This is a genomic window from Streptomyces sp. XY006 (assembly GCF_002237655.1).
Lineage (GTDB): Bacteria > Actinomycetota > Actinomycetes > Streptomycetales > Streptomycetaceae > Streptomyces > Streptomyces levis.
In genome coordinates, this window is the sequence record NZ_NOKT01000053.1 from 1 (window position 1) to 21,089 (window position 21,089).

Genomic DNA, 21,089 nt, shown 5'->3' on the forward strand with positions numbered 1-21,089 from the left:
GGCGGGCCGGGGCGGCTCGCGGGGGTGGCCGGGCGGGTCGCGGGCGGGACCGTCGCGCTACGGGCCGGGCCGCCGCACGGGCGGGCCGGGTCGTCCGGAGGGGTCCCGGGTCACGCGGTGGTGGCTCGGGGCACGCGTGGTGCCGCGGGTCACGGTCCCGGCCGGAACCGGCTCCGGGGCGCCGCCGCGGCGGGGGCGGGCCGCTCAGCCGGCGGTGCGGCCGGTATCAGGGACGCCGTCGCGGGCGGCGTTGCGGACGCGTACACGGACCACTCGACGCATGTCACGCCCCCCTCATGCCGGCCCGGGAACCGGGCACCCCTTGTCCAGCGACGAGCGCGGCCACGCTCATCAGAGCGTAAGAGCTCGGTAAAGGAGTTTAGCGCACACCCACAGGCGATCTTCGCAAACGCGTTCTGTCCGGACCTCGTCAGCCGGCCTCCGACGGGCCGGTCAGGGCGTCCAGTTCGGCGGCGAAGAGGTGCTCCGGGTCGAATCCCATGCCGGTGAAGTGGCCGGCGAGCTCCAGGGAGAGCACGCCGTGCATCCGGGTCCAGAAGGCCAGGGCGCGGCGCAGGGTGGCGGGCGGCGCGGGGTGGCCGGCGGCCCAGGCGCGGTGGGATGCCAGGTGCTCGTCGAAGGGGGTGGCCGCGTCGTCCGGCGGCGCGGGCAGCGCGGCGCAGGCGTCCAGGAGGGTCGCCATGGTCTCGGCCGCGATCGCGGTGATGTCGTCGGGCGCGTGGTAGCCCGGCACGGGCGTGCCGTAGACGAGGAAGTAGCGCTGGGGATCGGCCAGGGCCCAGGCGCGCAGGGCGTGCGCCAGCGCGGTGACGTCGGGGCCGTGCTCCGCGGCCGTCGCGCGCAGGGTGTCGGCGAGGCTCCGGTACGCGTCCCGGACGAGCTCGGTGATCAGCTCGTCGCGTCCGCCGAAGTACCGGTACAGCGCCGGGCCGCTCATGCCCATCTGCTTGGCGATCGCGTTGAGGGAGAGGGCGGACGCCCCCGCCGCGGCGATCTGCTCCCACGCCCGTGCCTTGATCTCCGCGCGGACCTGGGCGCGGTAGCGCTCGCGCGGGCTCTTCGTCGCCTCTGCCTCGGTCATGGTTAGAGGCTATCACTCAAGTTATTGACACTCGCATCGCCGAGGAGTTACAACTTCTAACGAACACGAGAGCTAGTCACGGACAGTGGAGGCGTCATGAACACCGAGGAACTCGTCGAGGTCGTACTGCCGGGCAAGGTCGAGCCGGAGGGACTGGAGATCCGCCACGGCGCCGTCCCCGCCCCCGGTCCCGGCCGGCTCGTGATCCGGACGGAGGCGACCGGCGTCTCCTTCGCCGAACAGCAGATGCGCCGGGGCCGCTACTACGACCAGCCGCCGTTCCCGTTCGTCCCCGGCTACGACCTCGTCGGCAGGGTGGTGGCGGCCGGCGAGGGCGTGGAGCCGGGCCTGATCGGCACCCGGGTCGCCGCGCTGGTCAAGGTCGGCGGCTGGGCCAGCCACGTGCCGGTCGACGCGGCCGACGTGGTCCCGGTCCCCGAGGGGATCGGCGCGGCGGAGGCGGAGACCCTCGTCGTCAACGGCGTCACCGCCTGGCAGATGCTGCACCGCAAGGCCCGCGTCCGGGCGGGACAGACCGTCGTGGTGCACGGCGCCAACGGCGGTGTGGGCTCGGTCCTGGTCCAGCTCGCCCTCGCCGCCGGTGCCCGGGTGATCGGCACGGCCTCCGTACGCCACCACGACGCCCTGCGCGCACAGGGGGTCGAACCCGTCGGCTACCGCGCGCCCGGCCTCGCCGCCCGGATCCGCGCGCTCACCCCCGCCGGGGTGGACGCCGTCTTCGACCACGTCGGCGGCAGCGGCATCGTCGACTCCTGGCGCCTGCTCGCCCCCGGCGGCACGCTCGTCTCCTACGGCAGCGCCTCCACCCGGGACGCCGAGGGGTCCAAGCAGTGGCCCGTGCTCAAGCTGCTGCTGCGGGTGTGGCTGTGGCAGGCGCTGCCCAACCGGCGCCGCGCCTTCTTCTTCAACATCTGGGCCGGCCGGGCCCTGGCCAAGGACCGCTTCCGCTCCCGGCTCCGCACCGACCTCGGCCAGGTCTTCGCCGCCCTGCAGCGCGGCGAGGTCACGGCCCGGATCGCCGCCCGGCTGCCCCTCACCCGGGTCGCCGACGCCGTACGGCTGGCCGAGTCCGGCACCGTCACCGGCAAGGTCGTCCTCATCCCGTAACGCGCTCCACGGCACACCTCCCCGCCCCGCACCTCACCGCTCCGAGAGGAACACCATGTCCGCCACCGGCACCTCCCCCGCCCCGCGCCCCCGCGCCCGCACGGCCGCGCTCACCGCCGCCCTCGCCCTCGCCACCGTCGTCGCGGGCACCGCCCCGGCCGCCGCCCGGGCCACTCCCGCGCACCAGGACGGCACGGCCCGGTGCGCGGGGCGCGGCGTGGACGACGGCGCCCTCATCCGCTACGAGTCCGGCACGTTCATCAGGGCGTCCCTGCGCACGGTGTGGAAGCTGCAGACCGACGTGGAGCGCTGGCCGGCCTGGCAGCCGCCGGTCACCTCCGCGGAACGACTCGACGCGGGCCGGCTGCGCGAGGGCTCCCGCTTCCGCTGGACGACCCCCGCCCCGGCCACGCCCTCCACTCCCGCCACCACCCTCGCCATCACCTCCACCGTCCGCGCTCTGCGGCCCCACGACTGCCTCGTGTGGAGCGGCCCCGCGATCGGCGAGGGCCTGCGCATCGACCGGGGCGTCCACCTGTGGACCTTCCGCGAGGTCGCCGGAGGCGTCCGGGTCCACACCGAGGAGACCTGGACCGGCTCCCAGGTCGAGGCGGACGTCCCCACGGCGACGGCGGCACTCGGGGCGGGCCTGGAGGCGTGGCTGCGGGATCTGAAGACGACGGCCGAGGCACGGGAGTCCGGCACGGGTACGGCACGCCACGCGGGCGGTTGACCGCGCCGCACGGTGACGCCGGCCCCCGCCGCACAGCCGGACGGGCCGGGTGGACGGGGCGGGCCGGGCGGACGGGGCGGACCGGGCCAGGGCGAGCCGACCGGGCAGGCCGGGTGGGCCAGGCGCACCGGGCAGGCCGCAGGCCGGGGCCGCAGACCCAGGGGCCGGAGGCCGGGGCCGCAGACCCAGGGGCCGGAGGCCGGGGCCGCAGACCCGGTGGGGGCCGGCGTCGTCGCAACGCGCCCTGTGCCCGGGCCCGTTACCGTGTCCGGCAGCCGGTGGCGGTGGTCGGTAGCCGACAGTCGGCAGTCGGCAGCCCGCCGGCGACGCGGATCGGCTCGGGCGGGACGGGGGCGTACGGGGTGACGGCGATGTGCGGGAGGTTGCGCGGGGAGTGGGAGCGGGTGCGGGGGCGTGCCGCGGCCAGGCCGCTTCTCGTCGATCTCGGGATCGCCCTGCTCGTGCAGGGCGCCATGACGATGCCGTTCCTGGTACCGCGCGATCCCGCGCTGCCGCCGGCGACCTGGGGGGCGTACGGGCTGAGCAGTCTCACCGTCCTGCCCCTGGTCTGGCGGCGGCGGGCTCCGCTCACCGTGCTGTTCGCGGTGCTGGCCGCGAACGCGCTGTACCGGCTGACCCTGGACGGGCCCGGGCAGCCCCTGCCGTACACCGGGCTGGTGGCCGTCTACACCATCGCCGCCCTGTCGCCCGCGCCGCGGCGGCTGCTGACCGGGCTCGTGCTGCTGGTCGCCGTACCGGCCGGGGTGTGGCTCAACACCCGGTCCGCCCGCGAACTGACCTTCTCCTGCTTCGTGTTCGCCGCCGCCTATGTCTTCGGGCGGCTCACCGACGCCCGGCAGCGCGCGCACCGCGTCGAGGCCGAGCGGGCCGCGGCCCGCGAACGGGCCCGGATCGCCCGGGAGATGCACGACATCCTCTCCCACGCGGTGAGCCTGATGATCGTGCGGGCCGAGGCCGGCCCCGTGGCGGTGCGGGCCGCGCCCGAGCGGGCCGAGGCGGCCTTCGACGCCATCTCCGCGACCGGCCGGGACGCCATGGCGCAGCTGCGCCGGATGCTGGGCGTGCTGCGCGACGGCGACGAACCCGACGGCTCCCCGCGCACCCCGCAGCCCGGTCTCGCCGAACTCCCCGCCCTGCTCGACCGGGTACGGGACAGCGGGCTGGACGCCCGCCACCGCGCCGCGGGCCGCGTCCGCCCGGTCCCGGAGGGGGTCGGGGCCACCGTGTACCGGATCGTCCAGGAGGCCCTGACCAACACCGTCCGGCACGCCGGCGCCCGTACCGTGACCGTGGAACTGGACTGGGAGGAAGAGGAGTTGGGGATCCGGGTGACGGACGACGGGTGCGGGCCGCGGCCCGCTGCCGGGCGCGGGGGCGGGCACGGGCTCGTCGGGATGCGGGAGCGGGCGGCGGCGCACGGCGGCACCGCGGTCGCCGGGACCGGCCCGGACGGCCGGGGCTTCGAGGTGCGGGTCCGCCTCCCGCTGGCCCCGGCCGCCACGGAGGTGGCGCGGTGACCATCCGGGTGGTCGTGGCCGACGACCAGGAACTGGTGCGCAGCGGCTTCGCCCTGATCCTGGACGTGCAGCCGGACATCGAGGTCGTCGCGGAGGCGGCCGACGGGGCCGAGGCCGTCGCGGCGGTGCGGCGGCACGCCCCCGACGTGGCGCTGCTCGACATCCGGATGCCCCGCATGGACGGCATCGAGGCCTGCCGGGCGATCGGCGCGGCCGGGGACTGCCGCACAGTGATGCTCACGACCTTCGACTCCGACGAGTACGTCTACGAGGCACTGCACGCCGGTGCCGTCGGGTTCCTGCTGAAGGACGTCCGGCGGGACGACCTCGTGCACGCGGTGCGGGTCGCCGCCCGGGGCGACGCGCTGCTCGCGCCCACCGTCGCCCGGCGTCTGGTCGAGCAGTACACCCGGCCTCCCGCCGCCCGGCCCCGCAGACCCGACCCGCGGCTGGACGTGCTGACGGCACGCGAGCGCCAGACCCTGCTGCTGCTCGCGCGCGGCCTGTCCAACGCCGAGATCGCGGCCGAGCTGGTGGTGAGCGACCACACCGTCAAGACGCACGTCGGCAACGTGCTCGCGAAGCTGGGGCTGCGGGACCGGATCCATGCCGTGATCTGCGCCTACGAGACGGGTCTGATCGCGGCCGGGGAACCCCGCCCGGGGGAGCCGGAACGGCCGGTTCCTCCCCCGCGCCGGTGAGCCGGCGGCGTCCGGGAACCGCTCGCGCGGGCGATCCGCCGGCCGGGGCCGCCGCGAAGGATGGAGCCGTACCCGACGACGGCTCACCATCACGGAGTTGACCATGAGGACCCGTACCGCCCTGCTGGCCGCCGTGCTCGCCGTGGGGGTGGCGGCCGGACCGTCCGTCCTGCCGGACCCCGCCCACGCCGCGCCCGCCGCCTCCGCCCGCTCCCCGCACGCCGCCCTGGAGGCCGCCCTGGCCGGGCTCCCCGACGCCGACGCGACCGCGGCCCTCGTCCGGGTCGGGGGCACGGAGGGCGTCTGGCGCGGCAGTTCCGGTGTGCACGACCTGCGCACCGGCCGGCCGGCGGATCCGGCGGCCCGGTTCCGCGCCGGGTCGGTCACCAAGGTGTTCACGGCGGCCGTCGCCCTGCAGCTGGCCGCCGAGGGCCGGCTGGACCTCGACCGCACCGCCCGCTCCTACCTGCCCGAGCTGATCCCGGCGTCCTACGCGGGCGTCACCGTGCGGCAGTTGCTGAACCACACGCACGGCATCCCGGCCCCCGACTTCCCCGGCAGCACCGTCGAGGAGTGGTACGCCCAGCGCCTGCGGGTCCACGACCCCCGGGACATGGTCCGCTCGGCGACCGCGAAGGAGCCGGAGTTCGCGCCGGGCACACGGCAGCACTACCTCAACATCGGCTACACGATCGCCGGTCTGCTCATCGAGCGCGTCACCGGCGACACCTACGAGCACCAGCTCGCCCGCCGGGTGCTGCGCCCGCTGGGGCTGCGGGACACGTACTCCCCGGGCACGGACCCGCGCATCACCGGACCGCACAACCACGGCTACCAGCGGATGCGGCTGGACGACGGGACGACGGGGCTGCGCGACGTGTCCGTGTGGACGAGCACGGACGGCTGGGCGGCCGGCGACCTCGTCTCCACCACGAAGGACCTGGAACGCTTCACCCGCGCCCTGTTCCGCGGCGAGGTCGTGCGCGGGCCGCTGCTGGAGGAGATGTTCACCCTGCCGAAGGTGACCGACCTCGTCACCGGCGATGCGGCCGCGTACTCCGCGGGCCTGTCCATGAAGGTGCTGGGCGGACGCGAGGTGTGGGGCAAGACCGGCGGACGCTGGGGCTACAACGCGGCGATCGCCTCCACCCGCGACGGCTCGCGCACCCTCGTGTACAGCGTCAACTCCACCGACGCCAAGGGCCGGGACATGAACAGGGTGGCCCAGGACCTCATGGTGGCCGCCTACGGCAGGCCGTAGCGCTCCCTCACACCGGGGGCGTCGCGCGGACCAGGCCCGTCTGGTAGGCGATGACGACCAGCTGGGCCCGGTCGCGGGCGCCGAGCTTGGTCATGGCCCGGTGGATGTGGGTGCGCACGGTCAGCGGGCTGAGCACGAGGTCGTCGGCGATCTCGGCGTTGGAGCGGCCCTCCGCGGCCAGGGCCATCACCTCGCGCTCGCGGACCGTGAGATCGGCGAGACGCTGCGGCGGCGCGGCGTCCGTGCCGGGGGCCGGTGCCATGAGGAAGCGGGTGATCAGGGAGCGGGTGGCGCCGGGCGAGAGCAGCGCCTCGCCGGAGGCCACCGTGCGCAGGCCGTCCAGCAGGGTGTCGGCGGTGACGTCCTTGCCGAGGAAGCCGCTGGCCCCGGCGCGCAGGGCCTGGGCGACGTAGTCCTCGGTCTCGAACGTGGTGAGGATCAGCACGCGGGTGGCGGACAGCTCGGGGTCCGCGCACAGCGTGGAGGTGGCGGCCAGGCCGTCGGTGCCGGGCATGCGGATGTCCATCAGGACGATGTCGGGGCGGTGGGCGCGGGTGAGCTCCACCGCCTCCCTGCCGTCGGAGGCCTCGGCGACGACCTCCATGTCGGCGCAGGAGTCGATGAGGATGCGGAAGGTGGCCCGCAGCAGGGCCTGGTCGTCGGCGAGCAGCACCCTGATGCTCATGCGGGGGTTCCTTCCGGGAGGTGGTCGGCGGGCTGCAGCGGCAGTGCGGTGGTGACCTCGAAGCCGCCCTGGGGGCGGGGCCCGGCGCACAGGTCGCCGCCGATGGAGCGGGCCCGTTCGCGCATGCCCATGACGCCGAACCCGCGGCCCCGGGCGGCCTCGGGCTTGCTGGGGCCGTCGTTGGTGACGGTGATCAGCAGCCGGGAGCCGGTGTAGGCGAGCTGCACGTGGGCGGCCTCGGCGGCGGCGTGCTTGGTGACGTTGGTGAGGGCCTCCTGCACGATCCGGTACGCGGTGAGGTCCACGCCCGGCGACAGCGGCTGCGGCTCGCCCTCGGTGCTGACGGCGACCTCCAGACCGGCGGACTCGCACGCCGAGACCAGCTCGGGCAGCCGGGCCAGTCCGGGCGACGGCTCGGGCGGGCCCCCGCCGTCGGCGTCGTCCCGCTCGCGCAGCAGCCCGAGCGCGGCCTTCAGCTCCCGCAGCGCGGCGGAGGTGGTGCCCGTCAGGTCGGTGAGGATCTTCCGGCTCTGCTCGGGGCTGGTGAGGGCGAGGTGGGCGGCCGTGCCGGCCTGGGCGTTGGCCAGGGCCATGTGGTGGGCCACCACGTCGTGCAGCTCCCGGGCGATGCGCACGCGCTCCTCGGTGACCCGCAGCCGGGCCTCCTCCTCCCGGGTCCGCTCGGCGTGCTCGGCCCGGGCCTGCACGGCGTGCAGGTAGGCGCGCCGCATCCGGGTCATGTTGCCCGCGGCCAGGGGCAGCAGCAGCCAGAAGAACGGGCCGATCGTCCGCAGCAGCAGGGAGAGGTGGTCCATGGAGTCCGCGAACACGGCGGCGGTGATCACCGCGAGCATGGTGACGAGGCCGTAGACGCGGATGGTCTTGCGGGGGGAGACGGTGGAGAACCAGTACAGCGCCGCCATGATCGGCGCCAGCACCAGCGGGGTGAGCAGGTAGCCCATCGCGACCACCGCCACCGTGCAGGCCGTGTTGGCCAGCACGACGGTGCGCGGGTAGGCGCGGTGCTTGAGCAGGAACAGGCAGGCCACGCCCATGACGGCGATCCCGGTCGCGTCCTGGTCGGGCGGGCTCGCGCTGGGCAGGGTCAGGGAGGTGCCGTAGGTCGCGCAGGCCATCAGCGCCAGGGCCGTCGCCAGGTCGACGAGGAAGGGGCGTCGGTGGGCGAACTCCTCCAGGCGGTCCGCGTAGCGCCGCTCCGGGCTGGTGGTCATGGGGCTCTCCGGTGGGTGGACTGTCACCATCGTGGTCGATGCCGGGTGGGGACGCCCGGGGGCCGCCCGTGTCCTTCGCCACGAGCGGCCCGGGGACGCCTCCTCAGGTGCGGGCCGGCTCCAGGTCGGGGGCGCCGTCCGGGGCGGGTGCGGCCGCCGGCCGGGTCAGGGCCTCCCCCTCCACGTCCACGCGGGGCAGCAGCCGGTCCAGCCACTTCGGCAGCCACCAGGCCTTCTCGCCGAGCAGGGCGAGAACGGCCGGCACGATCGCCATGCGGACGACGAACGCGTCGAACAGGACGGCGGTGGCGAGCCCGAACCCGATCATCTTGATCATGGAGTCGCTCTCGCCGACGAACCCGGCGAACACCGCGATCATGATGAGCGCGGCGGCCACGACCACCCGGGCGCTGTGCCGGAAGCCGGACACGACCGCCCGCTCGGGCGTCTCGCCGTGGACATGGGCCTCCCGCATCCGCGAGACCAGGAACACCTCGTAGTCCATGGCCAGGCCGAAGACGATGCCCACCAGGAAGATCGGCATCAGGCTCATGATCGGCCCCGTCTGCTCCACACCGAGCAGTTCCGCGCCGTGCCCCTGCTGGAAGACCACCACGACCGCGCCGAGCGAGGCCAGCACCGACAGCAGGAAGCCGAGCGCCGCCTTCAGCGGGACGAGCAGCGACCGGAAGACCACCAGCAGCAGCACGACCGCCAGGCCGACCACCACGATCAGATACGGCACCAGCGCCGCCTGCACCTTCTCCGCGATGTCGATGTTCATGGCGGTGGTGCCGGTGACCTCGTAGCTCGCCCCGCTGCCCTGCTCGACGCCGGGCCGCTCGCCCCGGATCGTCGTCACCAGGTCCTTGGTCTTCTCGTCGGTCGGGGCGGTGGACGGCACGACCGAGAAGACGGCGGTGTCACCGGCGTCGTTGAAGCGGGCCGGGGAGACGGACACCACGCCCTCGGTGGCGCCGATCTCCTCGGCGACCTCGGCGGTCGCAGTCTTCGGGTCGGCGGCGCCCCGGGCGTCCACGACGATGGTCAGCGGCCCGTTGAAGCCCGGTCCGAAGCCCTCGGCGAGCGCGTCGTAGGCCCGGCGTTCGGTGGTGGAGACCGGCTTGGCCTCGTCGCCGGGCATGCCCAGCTGCAGGCCGGTCACGGGCACGGCCAGGGCCCCGAGGCCCAGCACGCCCAGGAGCAGCACGGGCAGCGGGCGGCGCAGGACGTAACGGGCCCAGCGGGTGCCGCCGTTGGACTCGGTGCCGCCCTCGATCCGGCCGCTCCTGCGGGCCTTGCGGGTCAGCACGGCGTTCGGCCAGAAGCCGAGGAACGCCGGCACCAGGGTCAGCGCGACCAGCACGCCGACGACGACGGCGCCCGCCGCGGCCAGCCCCATCTTGGTGAGCATCGGGATGCCGACGACGGCCAGCCCGGCCAGCGCGATGACGACGGTGAGCCCGGCGAAGACCACCGCGGACCCGGCGGTGCCGACGGCCAGTCCGGTCGCCTCCTGCGGCGTGCGCCCCTTGGCGCGCTCCTCGCGGTAGCGGGAGACGACGAACAGGGCGTAGTCGATGCCGACGGCCAGGCCCAGCATCGTCGCCAGGGTGCCGGTGGTGGTGGACAGCCCGAGGGCGCTGGACAGGGCGAGGATCGTGGCCATGCTCACGCCGATCCCGACGACGGCCGTGAGCAGGGGCAGCCCGGCAGCGGCCAGCGAGCCGAAGGTGACGAGCAGCACGACCGCGGCGATCGCGACGCCGATCACCTCGGCGGCGCCGCCCGGCCCGCCCTCCTCGGCGAGCGCGGTGCCGCCGGCCTCCACGGTCAGCCCGGACTCCCGGGCCTGGTCGATCGTCTTCTCCAGGTGGGTGCGGCTGGCGTCGGTCAGGTCGGCCGCGCCGACCTTGTAGGTGACGGTCGCGAAGGCGGTCGAGCCGTCCCGGCTGATGGCCTTCGCCCGGAACGGGTCGACGGTGCTCGCGACCTGCGTCCCGTCGCCCAGCCCGGCGACGGCCTCCTCTATCGCCTCCTTGTTCTCGGCGGCGGTCACCTTCCCGCCGTCCGGCGCGATGAACACGACCCGGGCGGTCGCGCCGTCGCCGGTGGCTCCGGGGAAGCGCTCCTCCATCAGGTCGAAGGCCTTCTGGGACTCGATGCCGGGCATCGAGAACTCCTCGTCGACGGCGCCCGGCGCCTTGAGGGCGCCCAGCCCCACGGCGGCCAGCACGGCCGCCCAGACCAGGGCGACGTACCAGCGTCGCCTGAAGGCCAGACGGCCCACTCGGTACAGGAAAGTTGCCACGGCAGGAGGTCTCCGCATCTCGTGTCGATCGTCCGCCCAGCGTCTCCGCCCCAGGGCCCTGTCGTCGTCGTGCGGCTGCCGACAATCCGGGGTACTCGCCACGCAGTAGAACCGGCACCCGGGTCCACCCCGGGTACGAGATTTCCCGGGCCTTCCGTCATCCCCTGTGCTACCGTCGTCGTTGTTGCAGTTTTGGTTCCCAGAGACTTCGAGTGCTCTATCGGCCTTTGTCGACGAGCACTCTTTTTTGTTTCCGAGGATTTTCGGATCTCTCCACAGGGTGATCATTTCGGCGACTACGGGTCCGCAAGGTGCGGGCCCTGAGTACTGCCCCTCAAGGGAGATTCATATGGCTACCGGCACCGTGAAGTGGTTCAACTCGGAAAAGGGCTTCGGCTTCATCGAGCAGGAGGGCGGCGGTCCCGACGTGTTCGCCCACTACTCGAACATCGCGACCTCCGGCTTCCGTGAGCTCCAGGAAGGCCAGAAGGTGACCTTCGACGTCACGCAGGGCCAGAAGGGCCCGCAGGCCGAGAACATCGTTCCCGCCTGACGCGGACGCGTCTGCCCTGACCGGGGCCCGCACCCCTCGCGGTGCGGGCCTCGGCTCGTTTTCTCCCACTCCGGCTCGCTCTTGCGAATCCTGCGGCCCTCCGGTGCCGTCGCGCATTCCCCGATACGTGCCGCATCGAGGAAGGTTCCCCATGGACCGCACGGCTCGCAGGAGCAACAACGGCTCCCCCCGCTCCCGCAACGGAGGCTTCCGGCCCCGCAAGGCGGCAGGACAGAACGCCGGCTCCCGCACGGCGAACACCGGCCACGGCGCCCGCCGCCCCGCCCCCGCCCGCGACTTCGCACCGCCCGCCACCCTCACCCCGGCGCTGCCCGCCGTCGAGACGTTCGCCGAGCTGGACCTGCCGCCGCGGCTGCTGGCCGCGCTGCGCGCCGAGGGCCTGACCGAGCCGTTCCCGATCCAGGCGGCGACGCTGCCGAACTCGCTGGCCGGCCGGGACGTCCTGGGCCGCGGGCGCACCGGCTCGGGCAAGACGCTCGCCTTCGGTCTCGCCCTGCTGGCCCGGGTCGACGGGCAGCGGGCCGAGCCCCGGCAGCCGCTGGCGCTCGTCCTGGTGCCCACGCGGGAACTGGCCCAGCAGGTCACCGACGCCCTCACCCCGTTCGCCAAGGCGCTGCGGCTGCGGCTCGCGACGGTGGTCGGCGGGCTGTCGATCGGCCGCCAGGCCAGTGCCCTGCGCGCCGGTGCCGAGGTCGTCGTCGCGACGCCGGGCCGGCTCAAGGACCTCCTGGACCGCGGCGACTGCCGTCTGGACCAGGTCGGCGTCACGGTGCTCGACGAGGCCGACCAGATGACCGACATGGGCTTCATGCCGCAGGTGACCGCCCTGCTCGACCAGGTGCGCCCCGGGGGCCAGCGGATGCTGTTCTCCGCCACCCTGGACCGCAACGTGGACCGGCTGGTGCGGGCGTATCTGCACGATCCGGTGGTGCACTCGGTCGACCCGTCCGCGGGCGCGGTCACCACGATGGAGCACCACCTGCTGCACGTGGACGACGACGACAAGCACGCCACCACGACCCGGATCGCGGCCCGTGACGGACGCGTGATCATGTTCCTGGACACCAAGCACGCCGCCGACCGGCTGGCCAAGAAGCTGCTGGCGGTCGGGGTGCGCGCGATGGCGCTGCACGGCGGCAAGTCGCAGTCCCAGCGCACCCGGACCCTGGCCCGGTTCAAGGACGGCGACGTCACGGTCCTGGTGGCCACGAACGTCGCCGCGCGCGGCATCCACGTGGACAACCTCGACCTGGTCGTCAACGTGGACCCGCCCGCCGACCACAAGGACTACCTGCACCGGGGCGGCCGCACCGCCCGCGCCGGCGAGTCCGGGACCGTCGTCACGCTGGTCCTGCCGCACCAGCGGCGCGAGATGTCCCGGCTGATGACCGACGCCGGCATCACCCCGCAGGTCACGCGGGTGGGCCCCGAGGAGGCGGAGCTGAGCCGCATCACGGGTGCGCGGGAGCCCTCGGGCGTGCCCGTGGTCCTCACCCCGCCGCCGGCCGAGAACCGGCCCGCCCGCTCCGGTTCCGCCCCGGGCGGCCGACGGGCCAGGCCGCCCCGGGCCCGCCGCCGCTGACCGCTGCCGTACGTACGGGGGACGGGCTCGCCGCCGGGCGCTCAGGCCCGTTCCCCGCTGCCGTCCCGCGCCCTCTCGTGGGCGGCCAGTTCGTGCGCGCTGCCCTCGAAGGCCGGGCCGCAGCCCGGTGGCAGGTGCTCGACGACCTGCGCCACCGCGACCCGCGCACAGCCGGTCTCGGTGATCCGCGGGCTGCTGCGGCTCGGGCCCTCCACACGGTACCGGCCGTCCGCCGACGTGCCGATGTACGGGATGTCCCAGGTGAGGGGATGTTCCGTGCAGCGGCTGAAGTGCAGCTCCCACATGCCGGTCCAGGGGTGCAGCCGGCGCAGGCGCGGCTCGGTGTGCGCCACCCGCACCAGTTCCGCGAAGGCTTCGGCGAGCGGTGAGGCGTGGTGTGCGGCGGCCTCTTCGGCCCGGGCCAGGAGGATGCGCCAGGCGCCCGGGGCCGGCGGCGGACCGTGGGGGTGTCCCACGCGCTCAACCACCCCTGCGCGCCGTGCTCTGCCGCACCACCAGCCGCGTGGGTACCAGCGTCGTCCCGTGCCCGCCTGCGGCGGAGCCGCCGCCCGTGTCGCCGCCCTCGCGCATCTTGCTGAGCACCCCTTCCACGCACAGCCGCCCCACCTCGGCGAAGTCCTGGTGGACGGTCGTCAGGGGCGGGAGGAAGGACGCGGACTCGGGGATGTCGTCGAAGCCGACGACGCTGACGTCCTCGGGGACGCGGCGGCCCCGCTCGTGCAGGGCGCGGAGCAGGCCCAGGGCCATCTGGTCGTTGGCGGCGAACACCGCCGTGCAGCCGGGCTCGTCCGCGAGCAGCAGCCCGGCGCGGTAGCCGGACTGCGCCGACCAGTCGCCGCGCACCGGGGGCGGCGCCGGGCGGCCCGCCTCGGTGAGCGTCGTGCGCCAGGCGTCGGCGCGGCGCTGCGCGGCGAAGGAGTCCTCCGGGCCCGCCAGGTGCCACACCGTCTCGTGGCCGAGGCCGAGGAGGTGGCGTACGGCGTCCCGGGCGCCGCCCGCCTGGTCGGTGTCGACGACGGGGTAGCGGTCGCCCGCGTCCGAGTCGGCCACCACGACCTGCACCCCGGGCGGCACGGAGACCGTCGCCGCGTCGAGCAGGTGGATCTCCATGATGACGATCACGGCGTCCACGGCCAGTTCGCCCAGCCGGGAGAAGGCGCCGTTCACCTCGTCCTGGGTGGGGACGGCCACCGGCAGCAGCGTGACGGCGTAGCCGTGCCCGGCCGCCGAGGTGGCGATGGCCTCCAGGGTGCGGATGTTGCCCATGGTGGAGAGGGAGAACGTGATCACCCCGAGGGTGCGGAACTCCCCGCGGCGCAGCGCCCGGGCCGCGCTGTTGGGCCGGTAGCCCAGTTCGCGCATGGCGGCCAGGACCTGGCGGCGGGTGTCCTCGGTGACCCCGGCGAAGCCGTTCGAGACGCGGGAGACCGTCTGGGAGGAGACCCCGGCGAGCCGCGCCACGTCGGCCATGGAGGCGCCCTGGCGGGGGCGGACCGCGCGCCTTCTCGTGCGACCCGTGCCCCCCGGCTCGCTCTCGCCGTCCACTGCGCCCACCCGCCCCTCGCTTCCCCCGCCGTCCGCGCGGCGTGAACTTTCGGTCCGGAACGACTCCTTGACCCTTGAGATTCGGACAGTGTAGACATCCCGCCAGCCGATGTTTACGTAAACATCGACGGGCACGAACCGCACAAGAAGGCCATATACCCGGACCAGTCGCACCACCTGGGCCCCGATCTCTGCGTCCGCCGGGACGCGCGGCACGCAGAAGAGCTGGAGTACTCGAGATGGCACACCGCACCCGCAGGCGACGACTCCTCGGGGCCGTCGGCGTCACCGCCGTGGCGACCGGGACCCTCCTGGCCACGACGACCCTGCCGGCCGCCCCCGCCGAACCGCCGGCCGGCCGGGCCGCCGCCGGCGTCACCGTCCGGCCGGACCCCTCCTACGCGGGCGAGAGGTTCGAGGGCTGGGGCACCAGCCTGGTCTGGTTCGCCAACGCCACCGGCGACTACCCGCCCGCGATACGCGAGAAGCTCTACCGGCTCCTCTTCGGCGACGAGGGCCTCGCGCTGAACATCGCCCGCTACAACATCGGCGGCGGCAACGCCCCGGACGTCGAGGACTACCTGCGCGCGGGCGGCGCGGTCGAGGGCTGGTGGAAGGCCCCGGCGGGCACCACCCGCGAGGACGTCGACTGGTGGGACGCGGACGACCCGGCCGACTGGAACAAGGACGCGGACCGGACGCAGCGCTGGTGGGTCGACCGCATCAAGAAGGACATCACCCACTGGGAGACCTTCAGCAACTCCCCGCCCTGGTTCATGACCGAGAGCGGCTACGTCTCCGGCAACTTCGACGCCGGAAAGGACCAGCTGAAGCCCGGGTCGGTCGAGGACTTCGCGCAGTACCTGGTGGGTGCCACCGAGCGGCTGGAGAAGGCGCACGGCATCGAGGTCGACACCCTCGACCCGTTCAACGAGCCGAACACCGACTACTGGGGCACCAGGCTCGGCCCGGACGGCGAGCCGGTCGGCGGCCGCCAGGAGGGCGCGCACATGGGCCCCGAGCTCCAGCAGAAGGTGCTGCGCGCGCTGGCCCCGGTGCTGGAGAAGTCCCGGTCGGACGCGGAGATCTCCGCGATGGACGAGACGAACCCCGGCATCTTCGCCACCAACTGGAACTCCTACCCGCAGGAGGTCCGTGACCTGGTGGGCCAGATGAACGTCCACACCTACGGCACCGGCGGGCGCACCACCGTCCGCGACCTGGCCAAGGCCGCCGGCAAACCGCTGTGGATGAGCGAGGTCGAGGGCGACTGGGGCGACGGCCAGAGCTTCACGGACATGCGGCCCGGCCTCGGCCTGGCCCAGCGCATCGTCGACGACCTGCGCGAACTGGAGCCCAGCGCCTGGGTGTTCTGGCAGCCCGTCGAGGACTACGACAACATGAAGCCGGGCGGCGAGTCCGCCAAGGGCGGCAACTGGGGCGAGATCCAGCTGCCGTTCAGCTGCACGGCCCGGGACACGCTGGAGACCTGCCCGGTGTACACGAACACCAAGTTCGACACCGCCCGGAACTTCACGCACTTCATCAAGCCCGGCGACCGGCTGATCAAGACGGACGACACGTCCAGCACGGCCGCCGTCTCCCGCAGGGGCGACGCGGCGACCGTCGTGCACGTCAACAGCACCGCCGAGGCGCGCGAGGTCACGCTCGACCTGTCGAAGTTCGGCCACGTCTCCGCCCGCGCCTCCGTCACCCCCGTGGTGACCAGCGCCGACGGCAAGCTGGCCAGGCAGCGCCCGGTCCGCGTCACCGGCGAGCGGGCCACCGTCTCCGTGCCCGCGCAGTCGGTGACGTCCTTCCTCGTCCAGGGCGTCTCGGGTGTCGCGAAGGACGCGGCGGAACTGCGCAAGGGCCACTCGTACCGCCTGACCGGTGTGCAGAGCGGCAAGGACCTCACGATCGCCGGCGACGGCAGGGGCCTGGTGATCCGCGGCGCTTCGGCCGACCCGGCCGGCCGGCACTGGACGGTGGAACGGGTCCGTGACGCCGGCCACCGCGCGCGCTACGTCCTCGCCGAGTCCGCGTCGGGCAAGCGTCTCGCCGTCCGCGGCGGCGCCCTGGTCGCCGAGCCGGACACGGGCCGCCGTGACAGGGCCGCCGAGTGGATCGCCTCCACGACCGGCGACGGCACATGGACCCTCGTCAACGCGGCCACCGGGCAACTCCCGGACGTCTCCGGCCAGTCGACGCAGGAGAACGCGCCGGTCGGCGTCTGGCAGCCCAACTCGGGCGCGAACCAGCGCTGGAGGCTGACGGAGGTGACCGGCTGACCACGCGTCAGGGCCGGTCGGCCGCGGCCCCACGGCCACCGGACGGCGGCAGCCGGTGGCCGTGGGGAGCGGCTAGCCGCCGCTGACCGGGCGGAAGCGGTCCGTCGCTCTCGGGCGGAAGCGGTCCGTCGCTCCCACCACCGCCCCCGTCGAGGTGCTCCCGGACAGTCCGTGGCCCTCGTCGCCGATCAGCACCAGCTCCGCGTCCGGCCACACCCGGGCCAGCCGCCACGCCACGTCCGGCGGTCCGCTGATGTCCATGCGGCCGTGGATCAGCACCCCGGGGATGCCGGCGAGCTTCCCCGCGTCGCGCAGCAGCGCCCCGTCCTCCAGGAAGGCGGCGTGCCGCCAGTAGTGCGTGACGAGGCGGGCGAACCGGAACCGGAAGCGCGGGTCCTCGAAGCGCGGGTCGGGCCGGTGCCCCGGGTGGGTGGACACGTGCACGTCCTCCCAGCGGCACCACTCCCGTGCGGCCCGCTCCCGCACGGCCGGATCGGGGTCGGCGAGCATCCGGGCGTACGCGTCGGCCAGGTTCCCGTCACGCTCCCCCTCCGGTACGGCGTCCCGGAACCGGGACCACTCCTCGGGGAAGATGCGCCCCATGTCCCGCGTGACCCACTCCACCTCGCGGCGCGTGGTGTTGGTGACGCTGAGGAGCACCAGTTCGGAGACCCGCTCGGGGTGCTGCTCGGCGTAGGCCAGCGCGAGGGTGACGCCCCAGGAGCCGCCCAGGACCAGCCAGTCGTCGATGCCCAGGTGCTGCCGGAGCAGTTCGATGTCGGCGATCAGGTGCCCGGTGGTGTTGACGGCGAGCGAGGTCTCCGGGTCCGCCGCGTCGGGCGTACTGCGCCCGCACCCGCGCTGGTCGAACAGCACGACCCGGTACGCCGCCGGGTCGAACAGCCGCCGCCAGAACGGCCCCGCACCGGACCCCGGCCCGCCGTGCAGCACCAGCGCGGGCTTGCCCTCGGGGTTGCCGCAGGTCTCCCAGTGGACGAGGTTGCCGTCGCCGACGGCGAGCATGCCGTGGGCGTACGGCTCGACGGCCGGATAGAGCTCGGACATGTCGGACGTTCCTTCCTGGAATCACGGGACTCCGCACCGGAATCACGGGACTCCGCAAGTGAACACCCCTACAACCGCCGCCCGGTAATGCAAAGATCACGTCGCAACTTGCCGACAATCCCGCCCCGGCCGCTCCCCGCGACCGGGTCCGGCCGGAAACTGCCACGGACCGACTCGATCGACCGACCAGTCCGATCGACGACCCACCGACCAACCGACCGAGCGCCGGGCCGACGTCCCGCGCCCGAGGGGGAAACCACACAGTGAGAACAACAGAACACGGCGAACACCGCTCCGGTGCGCCCACGCGCAGACGTCTGCCCCGGCTGCGCACGGCCCTCGCCGCCGCGCTCGCCCTCGCCGTCTCCGGCGCCGCGGCGCCGCAGGTGATGGCGGCGCAGCCCGCCGCGACCGACCCGCAGCCGGCCGTGCCGAGCCTCGCCTGGGCCGACTGCCAGGGCGGGTTCGAGTGCGCGAACGCCGAGGTGCCGCTGGACTACCGCGACCCGCAGGGCCGGACCATCACCCTGGCGGTCGTGCGCAAGAAGGCCGCGGACCAGGGCGCGAAGAAGGGCACCCTGTTCCTCCAGCCCGGCGGCCCGGGCAACTCCGGCGTCGACTTCGTGCGCAACAACTACGCCGGACTGCCGGCCTCCCTGCGCGACAACTTCGACGTCTTCGGCTACGACGTCCGCGGTGTCGGCCGGAGTTCGCAGGTGGTGTGCTGGGACGACCCGACGTACACGCAGGCCGTCACCGCCGCCAAGGGCGTGCCCGGCCCGGACGCCTACGAGCCCGCCGTGCGCCAGGCCGCCTCGTTCGTCCAGGGCTGCCAGGACAACGCGGGCGGCATCGCGCCGTACGTCGGGACCGGGTACGTGGCCCGGGACGTCGACCTGCTGAGGCAGGCGCTCGGGGAAGAACAACTGACCTACTACGGACGGTCGTTCGGCAGCTACATCGGGACCGTCTACGCCGCCATGTACCCCGAGCGCGTGCGCGCCCTGGTGCTCGACGGCGGCTACGACCCGGAGCACTACGCGAACAAGCCGTACGCCTACGACCGGCCCCAGTACCTGGCGCTGGACGGCGCGATGGGCCGCTTCCTCGACTGGTGCAAGGACGACCAGGCCACGTGCGGGTTCGGCGACGGCGACCCCCGGGCCGCCTTCGAGAAGCTCAAGGCCGACCTGGACGCCAACCCCGTCCCGACCGCCAACGGCGGGCAGGCAGGCGGCTACACCCTCGTGTACCGCCTGATGTTCAACATCAATGAGGGCAAGGTCATCTGGCCCTCCCTCGGCCAGGCCCTGCGCAAGGCGCAGCAGCGCGACAACACCTCGTTCCTGCTGCGGCCGCCGTCCCCGGCCAGCTACGACTTCCTCAACCCGAACGTGGCCGTCGAGTGCGTCGACAAGGACTACCCGCGTGACCCGGCCCTGCTGAAGCGGAAGGTCACCCGGAACGCCGAACTGGCCCCGCTGCTGGGCCCGGCCATGGCGTACGGCCCGCCGACCTACGACCACCAGCACGCCACCGCCTGCGTCCAGTGGACGGGCGAGAAGCCCAGCCGCTACGCCGGCTCCTTCCGGGCGAAGGGCTCCGCGCCGATCCTGGTCCTCGGCACCACCGGCGACCCGGACACCCCGTACCAGGACTCGGTGGCCCTGTCCCGCAAGCTGGACAACGGCCGGCTGCTGACGTTCCGCGCCGAGGGGCACACCGCCTTCGGCCGCAGCGCCTGCGCGACGGACGCCGTGACCGGTTACCTCGTCGACCTCGAGGTCCCGGCGCGCGGCACCACGTGCGCGGACGAGACCCAGCCGCCGTCCGCCACACCGAAGAAGGCCCCCGCGGGCACGACCCTCGGTGAGCTGCGCAACGGCGTCGACGACCGGCTCGACCGCATCGGCACCCTGCGCTGACCCACCCCGCCCCGGGCCGGCGCCGTCCACACGGCGGCCCGGGGCGGAGACCGTCCCGGACTCACACCACGTGCGACTCGGGCCGGATCGTGGCGCCGGTCCGGAAGCGGTCGGCGCCGAGGGGGCCGACGTCGACGCACGGGGTGCGCTCCAGGCAGAGGTCGCGGACGACCTCGCCGACCGCCGGCGCCTGGAGGAAGCCGTGGCCCGAGAAGCCGGTGGCGTAAAGGAAGTTGACGACGTCGGCGGAGCGGCCGATGAGGGCGTTGTGGTCGGGGGTGACCTCGTAGAGCCCGGCCCAGCCGCCGGCCGTCTCCAGGCCGGCCAGGGCGGGGGCGCGGTGGCGGACGGCCTCGCGGAACAGCTCCAGCCAGTGCGGTGTCCAGGTGGTGTCGAAGCCGTCCGGCTCGCCGGGGTCGGCGAGCCCGAACAGCAGCCCGTCGTCGCTGTTGTGGAAGTACGCCGAGGACGCGAAGTCGATGGTGAAGGGGATGCGCGGGGCGGGCGGCACGAGCGGCACGGTGAAGGCCAGTTGGCGGCGCACCGGCCGGACGGGCAGGTCGGCCCCGGCCATGGCGCCGATCCGCGCCGACCAGGCCCCGGCGGCGCAGACGACCGTGTCGCACTCGATCCGGCCGCGGTCGGTGTGGACGGCCGTGACGCGGTCCCCCGTCAGGTCCATGCCGGTGACGGTGGTGTGCGTGGCGAGGACGACCCCGGCCCGGGCCGCCGCCCGCGCGTAGCCCTGGACGACGAGCCCGGGCCGCGCGTGGCCGTCGTCGGGCGAGTAGGCGGCGGCCACGAGCCCGTCGGTGCTGACGTAGGGGCACAGCCGGCGGGCCTCGTCGGGGTCCGTCATGCGGCTGGGGACGCCGAGGGAGTTCTGCAGCCGGACCCCGGCCTCGAAGTCGGCGGCCTGTCGCTCGTCGGTGAGCAGGAACAGGTAGCCGACGGTGTCCAGCCGGATGTCGGCGCCGGGACGGCCGGGGAAGTCCCGGAAGGCGCGCAGGCTGCGCCGGCCCAGTTCGATGTTGAGCGGGTCGGAGAAGTGCGCCCGCACCCCGCCGATGGGCTTGCCGGAGCTGCCCTGGCCCAGCTCCCCGCGCTCCACGACGACGACGTCCCGCACCCCGGCCTCGGCCAGGTGGAAGGCGATGCTCGTGCCCATCACGCCCCCGCCGACGATCACGACGCCGGCGGTGCGGGGCACGGTGGCGAAGGCGGACGGCGAGGCGGACGAGGAGGGGGAGGGGGAGGGGGAGGGGGAGGTCAACGGGCCGTCCCTTTCCGGTGGGTTGGCGTGCTGCGCGTCCTCGGCCATCGTGCGCCGGTCCAAGGCCCCGGCCGCACGGCCCTTCGGGGACTTTGCCATCTCTTTACAACCCGCTCCGCCCC

17 protein-coding genes are annotated in these 21,089 nt (G+C 74.2%); 9 read left to right on the plus strand and 8 right to left on the minus strand.

The genetic code is table 11. The annotated features are described in order from the left end of the window. Nucleotides 1-430 precede the first annotated feature (430 nt). A complete protein-coding gene (locus tag CHR28_RS36225; RefSeq protein ID WP_094057974.1) occupies nt 431-1,102 on the minus strand; it encodes a TetR/AcrR family transcriptional regulator in 672 nt (223 codons plus the stop codon). Nucleotides 1,103-1,198: 96 nt separating this feature from the next. Here CHR28_RS36225 and CHR28_RS36230 point away from each other — a divergent pair, with 96 nt between their 5' ends. The 5 genes from CHR28_RS36230 to CHR28_RS36250 all read left to right on the plus strand — a co-directional run bounded on the left by CHR28_RS36230 (nt 1,199) and on the right by CHR28_RS36250 (nt 6,463). Beyond that, nucleotides 1,199-2,230 carry a medium chain dehydrogenase/reductase family protein gene (locus tag CHR28_RS36230; protein ID WP_094057975.1) on the plus strand — a complete coding sequence of 344 codons (1,032 nt, stop codon included), beginning with the start codon at nt 1,199-1,201 and terminating at the stop codon, nt 2,228-2,230. A 55-nt stretch (nt 2,231-2,285) separates the two neighbouring features. Beyond that, nucleotides 2,286-2,963: an SRPBCC family protein gene (locus CHR28_RS36235; protein WP_094057976.1), complete on the plus strand. Its 678-nt coding sequence runs from the start codon at nt 2,286-2,288 to the stop codon at nt 2,961-2,963. 371 nt (nt 2,964-3,334) lie between these two features. Further along, on the plus strand, nt 3,335-4,501 hold the full coding sequence (locus tag CHR28_RS36240; protein WP_094057977.1) for a sensor histidine kinase: 1,167 nt from the start codon (nt 3,335-3,337) through the stop codon (nt 4,499-4,501). Continuing rightward, on the plus strand, nt 4,498-5,202 hold the full coding sequence (locus tag CHR28_RS36245; protein WP_094057978.1) for a response regulator: 705 nt from the start codon (nt 4,498-4,500) through the stop codon (nt 5,200-5,202). Before CHR28_RS36240 ends, CHR28_RS36245 begins: the two co-directional genes overlap by 4 nt. A 97-nt stretch (nt 5,203-5,299) precedes the next feature. After that, on the plus strand, nt 5,300-6,463 hold the full coding sequence (locus CHR28_RS36250; RefSeq protein WP_256984600.1) for a serine hydrolase domain-containing protein: 1,164 nt from the start codon (nt 5,300-5,302) through the stop codon (nt 6,461-6,463). A 7-nt stretch (nt 6,464-6,470) separates the two neighbouring features. Here the strand turns inward: CHR28_RS36250 and CHR28_RS36255 are convergent, their stop codons facing one another. From CHR28_RS36255 to CHR28_RS36265, 3 genes are all read right to left on the minus strand, one after another. Continuing rightward, nucleotides 6,471-7,148, minus strand: a complete 678-nt coding sequence (locus CHR28_RS36255; protein ID WP_094057980.1) for a response regulator transcription factor — start codon at nt 7,146-7,148, stop codon at nt 6,471-6,473. Beyond that, entirely contained in the window at nt 7,145-8,380 is a 1,236-nt protein-coding gene (locus CHR28_RS36260; RefSeq protein WP_094057981.1) for a sensor histidine kinase, read from the minus strand. The genes CHR28_RS36255 and CHR28_RS36260 overlap by 4 nt, the downstream gene beginning before the upstream one ends. Before the next feature lie 103 nt (nt 8,381-8,483). Further along, nucleotides 8,484-10,691 (minus strand): MMPL family transporter, encoded by a 2,208-nt coding sequence (locus CHR28_RS36265; RefSeq protein ID WP_179272688.1) that lies wholly within the window; start codon nt 10,689-10,691, stop codon nt 8,484-8,486. A gap of 349 nt (nt 10,692-11,040) precedes the next feature. On the opposite strand from CHR28_RS36265, the gene CHR28_RS36270 reads away from it, so the two are divergent. Both CHR28_RS36270 and CHR28_RS36275 read left to right on the plus strand, forming a co-directional pair. Next, on the plus strand, nt 11,041-11,244 hold the full coding sequence (locus CHR28_RS36270; protein ID WP_003991681.1) for a cold-shock protein: 204 nt from the start codon (nt 11,041-11,043) through the stop codon (nt 11,242-11,244). A 151-nt stretch (nt 11,245-11,395) separates the two neighbouring features. Next, nucleotides 11,396-12,847 (plus strand): DEAD/DEAH box helicase, encoded by a 1,452-nt coding sequence (locus CHR28_RS36275; RefSeq protein WP_094057983.1) that lies wholly within the window; start codon nt 11,396-11,398, stop codon nt 12,845-12,847. A 41-nt stretch (nt 12,848-12,888) separates the two neighbouring features. Here the strand turns inward: CHR28_RS36275 and CHR28_RS36280 are convergent, their stop codons facing one another. Further along, entirely contained in the window at nt 12,889-13,323 is a 435-nt protein-coding gene (locus CHR28_RS36280) for a DUF6193 family natural product biosynthesis protein (RefSeq protein ID WP_256984601.1), read from the minus strand. Nucleotides 13,324-13,327: 4 nt separating this feature from the next. Continuing rightward, nucleotides 13,328-14,338, minus strand: a complete 1,011-nt coding sequence (locus CHR28_RS36285) for a LacI family DNA-binding transcriptional regulator (protein ID WP_094057984.1) — start codon at nt 14,336-14,338, stop codon at nt 13,328-13,330. A gap of 314 nt (nt 14,339-14,652) precedes the next feature. On the opposite strand from CHR28_RS36285, the gene CHR28_RS36290 reads away from it, so the two are divergent. Beyond that, entirely contained in the window at nt 14,653-16,704 is a 2,052-nt protein-coding gene (locus CHR28_RS36290; RefSeq protein ID WP_094057985.1) for a glycoside hydrolase, read from the plus strand. Between the two features lie 72 nt (nt 16,705-16,776). Here the strand turns inward: CHR28_RS36290 and pip are convergent, their stop codons facing one another. Continuing rightward, the gene (pip, locus tag CHR28_RS36295) at nt 16,777-17,769 is read right to left on the minus strand and encodes a prolyl aminopeptidase (protein ID WP_094057986.1); all 993 of its coding nucleotides are present in this window, start codon (nt 17,767-17,769) and stop codon (nt 16,777-16,779) included. Nucleotides 17,770-18,158: 389 nt separating this feature from the next. Between pip and CHR28_RS36300 the strand changes: the two genes are divergently transcribed. Then, on the plus strand, nt 18,159-19,694 hold the full coding sequence (locus CHR28_RS36300) for an alpha/beta hydrolase (protein ID WP_256984602.1): 1,536 nt from the start codon (nt 18,159-18,161) through the stop codon (nt 19,692-19,694). Nucleotides 19,695-19,755: 61 nt separating this feature from the next. Here CHR28_RS36300 and CHR28_RS36305 read toward each other — a convergent pair whose 3' ends face one another. After that, complete coding sequence (locus CHR28_RS36305; protein ID WP_306437596.1) at nt 19,756-21,066, minus strand: NAD(P)/FAD-dependent oxidoreductase; 1,311 nt, start codon at nt 21,064-21,066, stop codon at nt 19,756-19,758. Nucleotides 21,067-21,089 lie beyond the last annotated feature (23 nt).

Excerpts from the sequence above, each read along its gene's own strand:
- CHR28_RS36225 (WP_094057974.1), bottom strand. The coding sequence starts at position 1,102 with ATGACCGAGGCAGAGGCGACGAAGAGCCCGCGCGAGCGCTACCGCGCC.
- CHR28_RS36305 (WP_306437596.1), bottom strand. The coding sequence starts at position 21,066 with ATGGCAAAGTCCCCGAAGGGCCGTGCGGCCGGGGCCTTGGACCGGCGC.
- CHR28_RS36260 (WP_094057981.1), bottom strand. The coding sequence starts at position 8,380 with ATGACCACCAGCCCGGAGCGGCGCTACGCGGACCGCCTGGAGGAGTTC.
- CHR28_RS36255 (WP_094057980.1), bottom strand. The coding sequence starts at position 7,148 with ATGAGCATCAGGGTGCTGCTCGCCGACGACCAGGCCCTGCTGCGGGCC.
- CHR28_RS36235 (WP_094057976.1), top strand. The coding sequence starts at position 2,286 with ATGTCCGCCACCGGCACCTCCCCCGCCCCGCGCCCCCGCGCCCGCACG.
- CHR28_RS36300 (WP_256984602.1), top strand. The coding sequence starts at position 18,159 with ATGGCGGCGCAGCCCGCCGCGACCGACCCGCAGCCGGCCGTGCCGAGC.
- CHR28_RS36240 (WP_094057977.1), top strand. The coding sequence starts at position 3,335 with ATGTGCGGGAGGTTGCGCGGGGAGTGGGAGCGGGTGCGGGGGCGTGCC.
- CHR28_RS36230 (WP_094057975.1), top strand. The coding sequence starts at position 1,199 with ATGAACACCGAGGAACTCGTCGAGGTCGTACTGCCGGGCAAGGTCGAG.
- CHR28_RS36270 (WP_003991681.1), top strand. The coding sequence starts at position 11,041 with ATGGCTACCGGCACCGTGAAGTGGTTCAACTCGGAAAAGGGCTTCGGC.
- CHR28_RS36285 (WP_094057984.1), bottom strand. The coding sequence starts at position 14,338 with ATGGCCGACGTGGCGCGGCTCGCCGGGGTCTCCTCCCAGACGGTCTCC.
- pip (WP_094057986.1), bottom strand. The coding sequence starts at position 17,769 with ATGTCCGAGCTCTATCCGGCCGTCGAGCCGTACGCCCACGGCATGCTC.
- CHR28_RS36275 (WP_094057983.1), top strand. The coding sequence starts at position 11,396 with ATGGACCGCACGGCTCGCAGGAGCAACAACGGCTCCCCCCGCTCCCGC.
- CHR28_RS36290 (WP_094057985.1), top strand. The coding sequence starts at position 14,653 with ATGGCACACCGCACCCGCAGGCGACGACTCCTCGGGGCCGTCGGCGTC.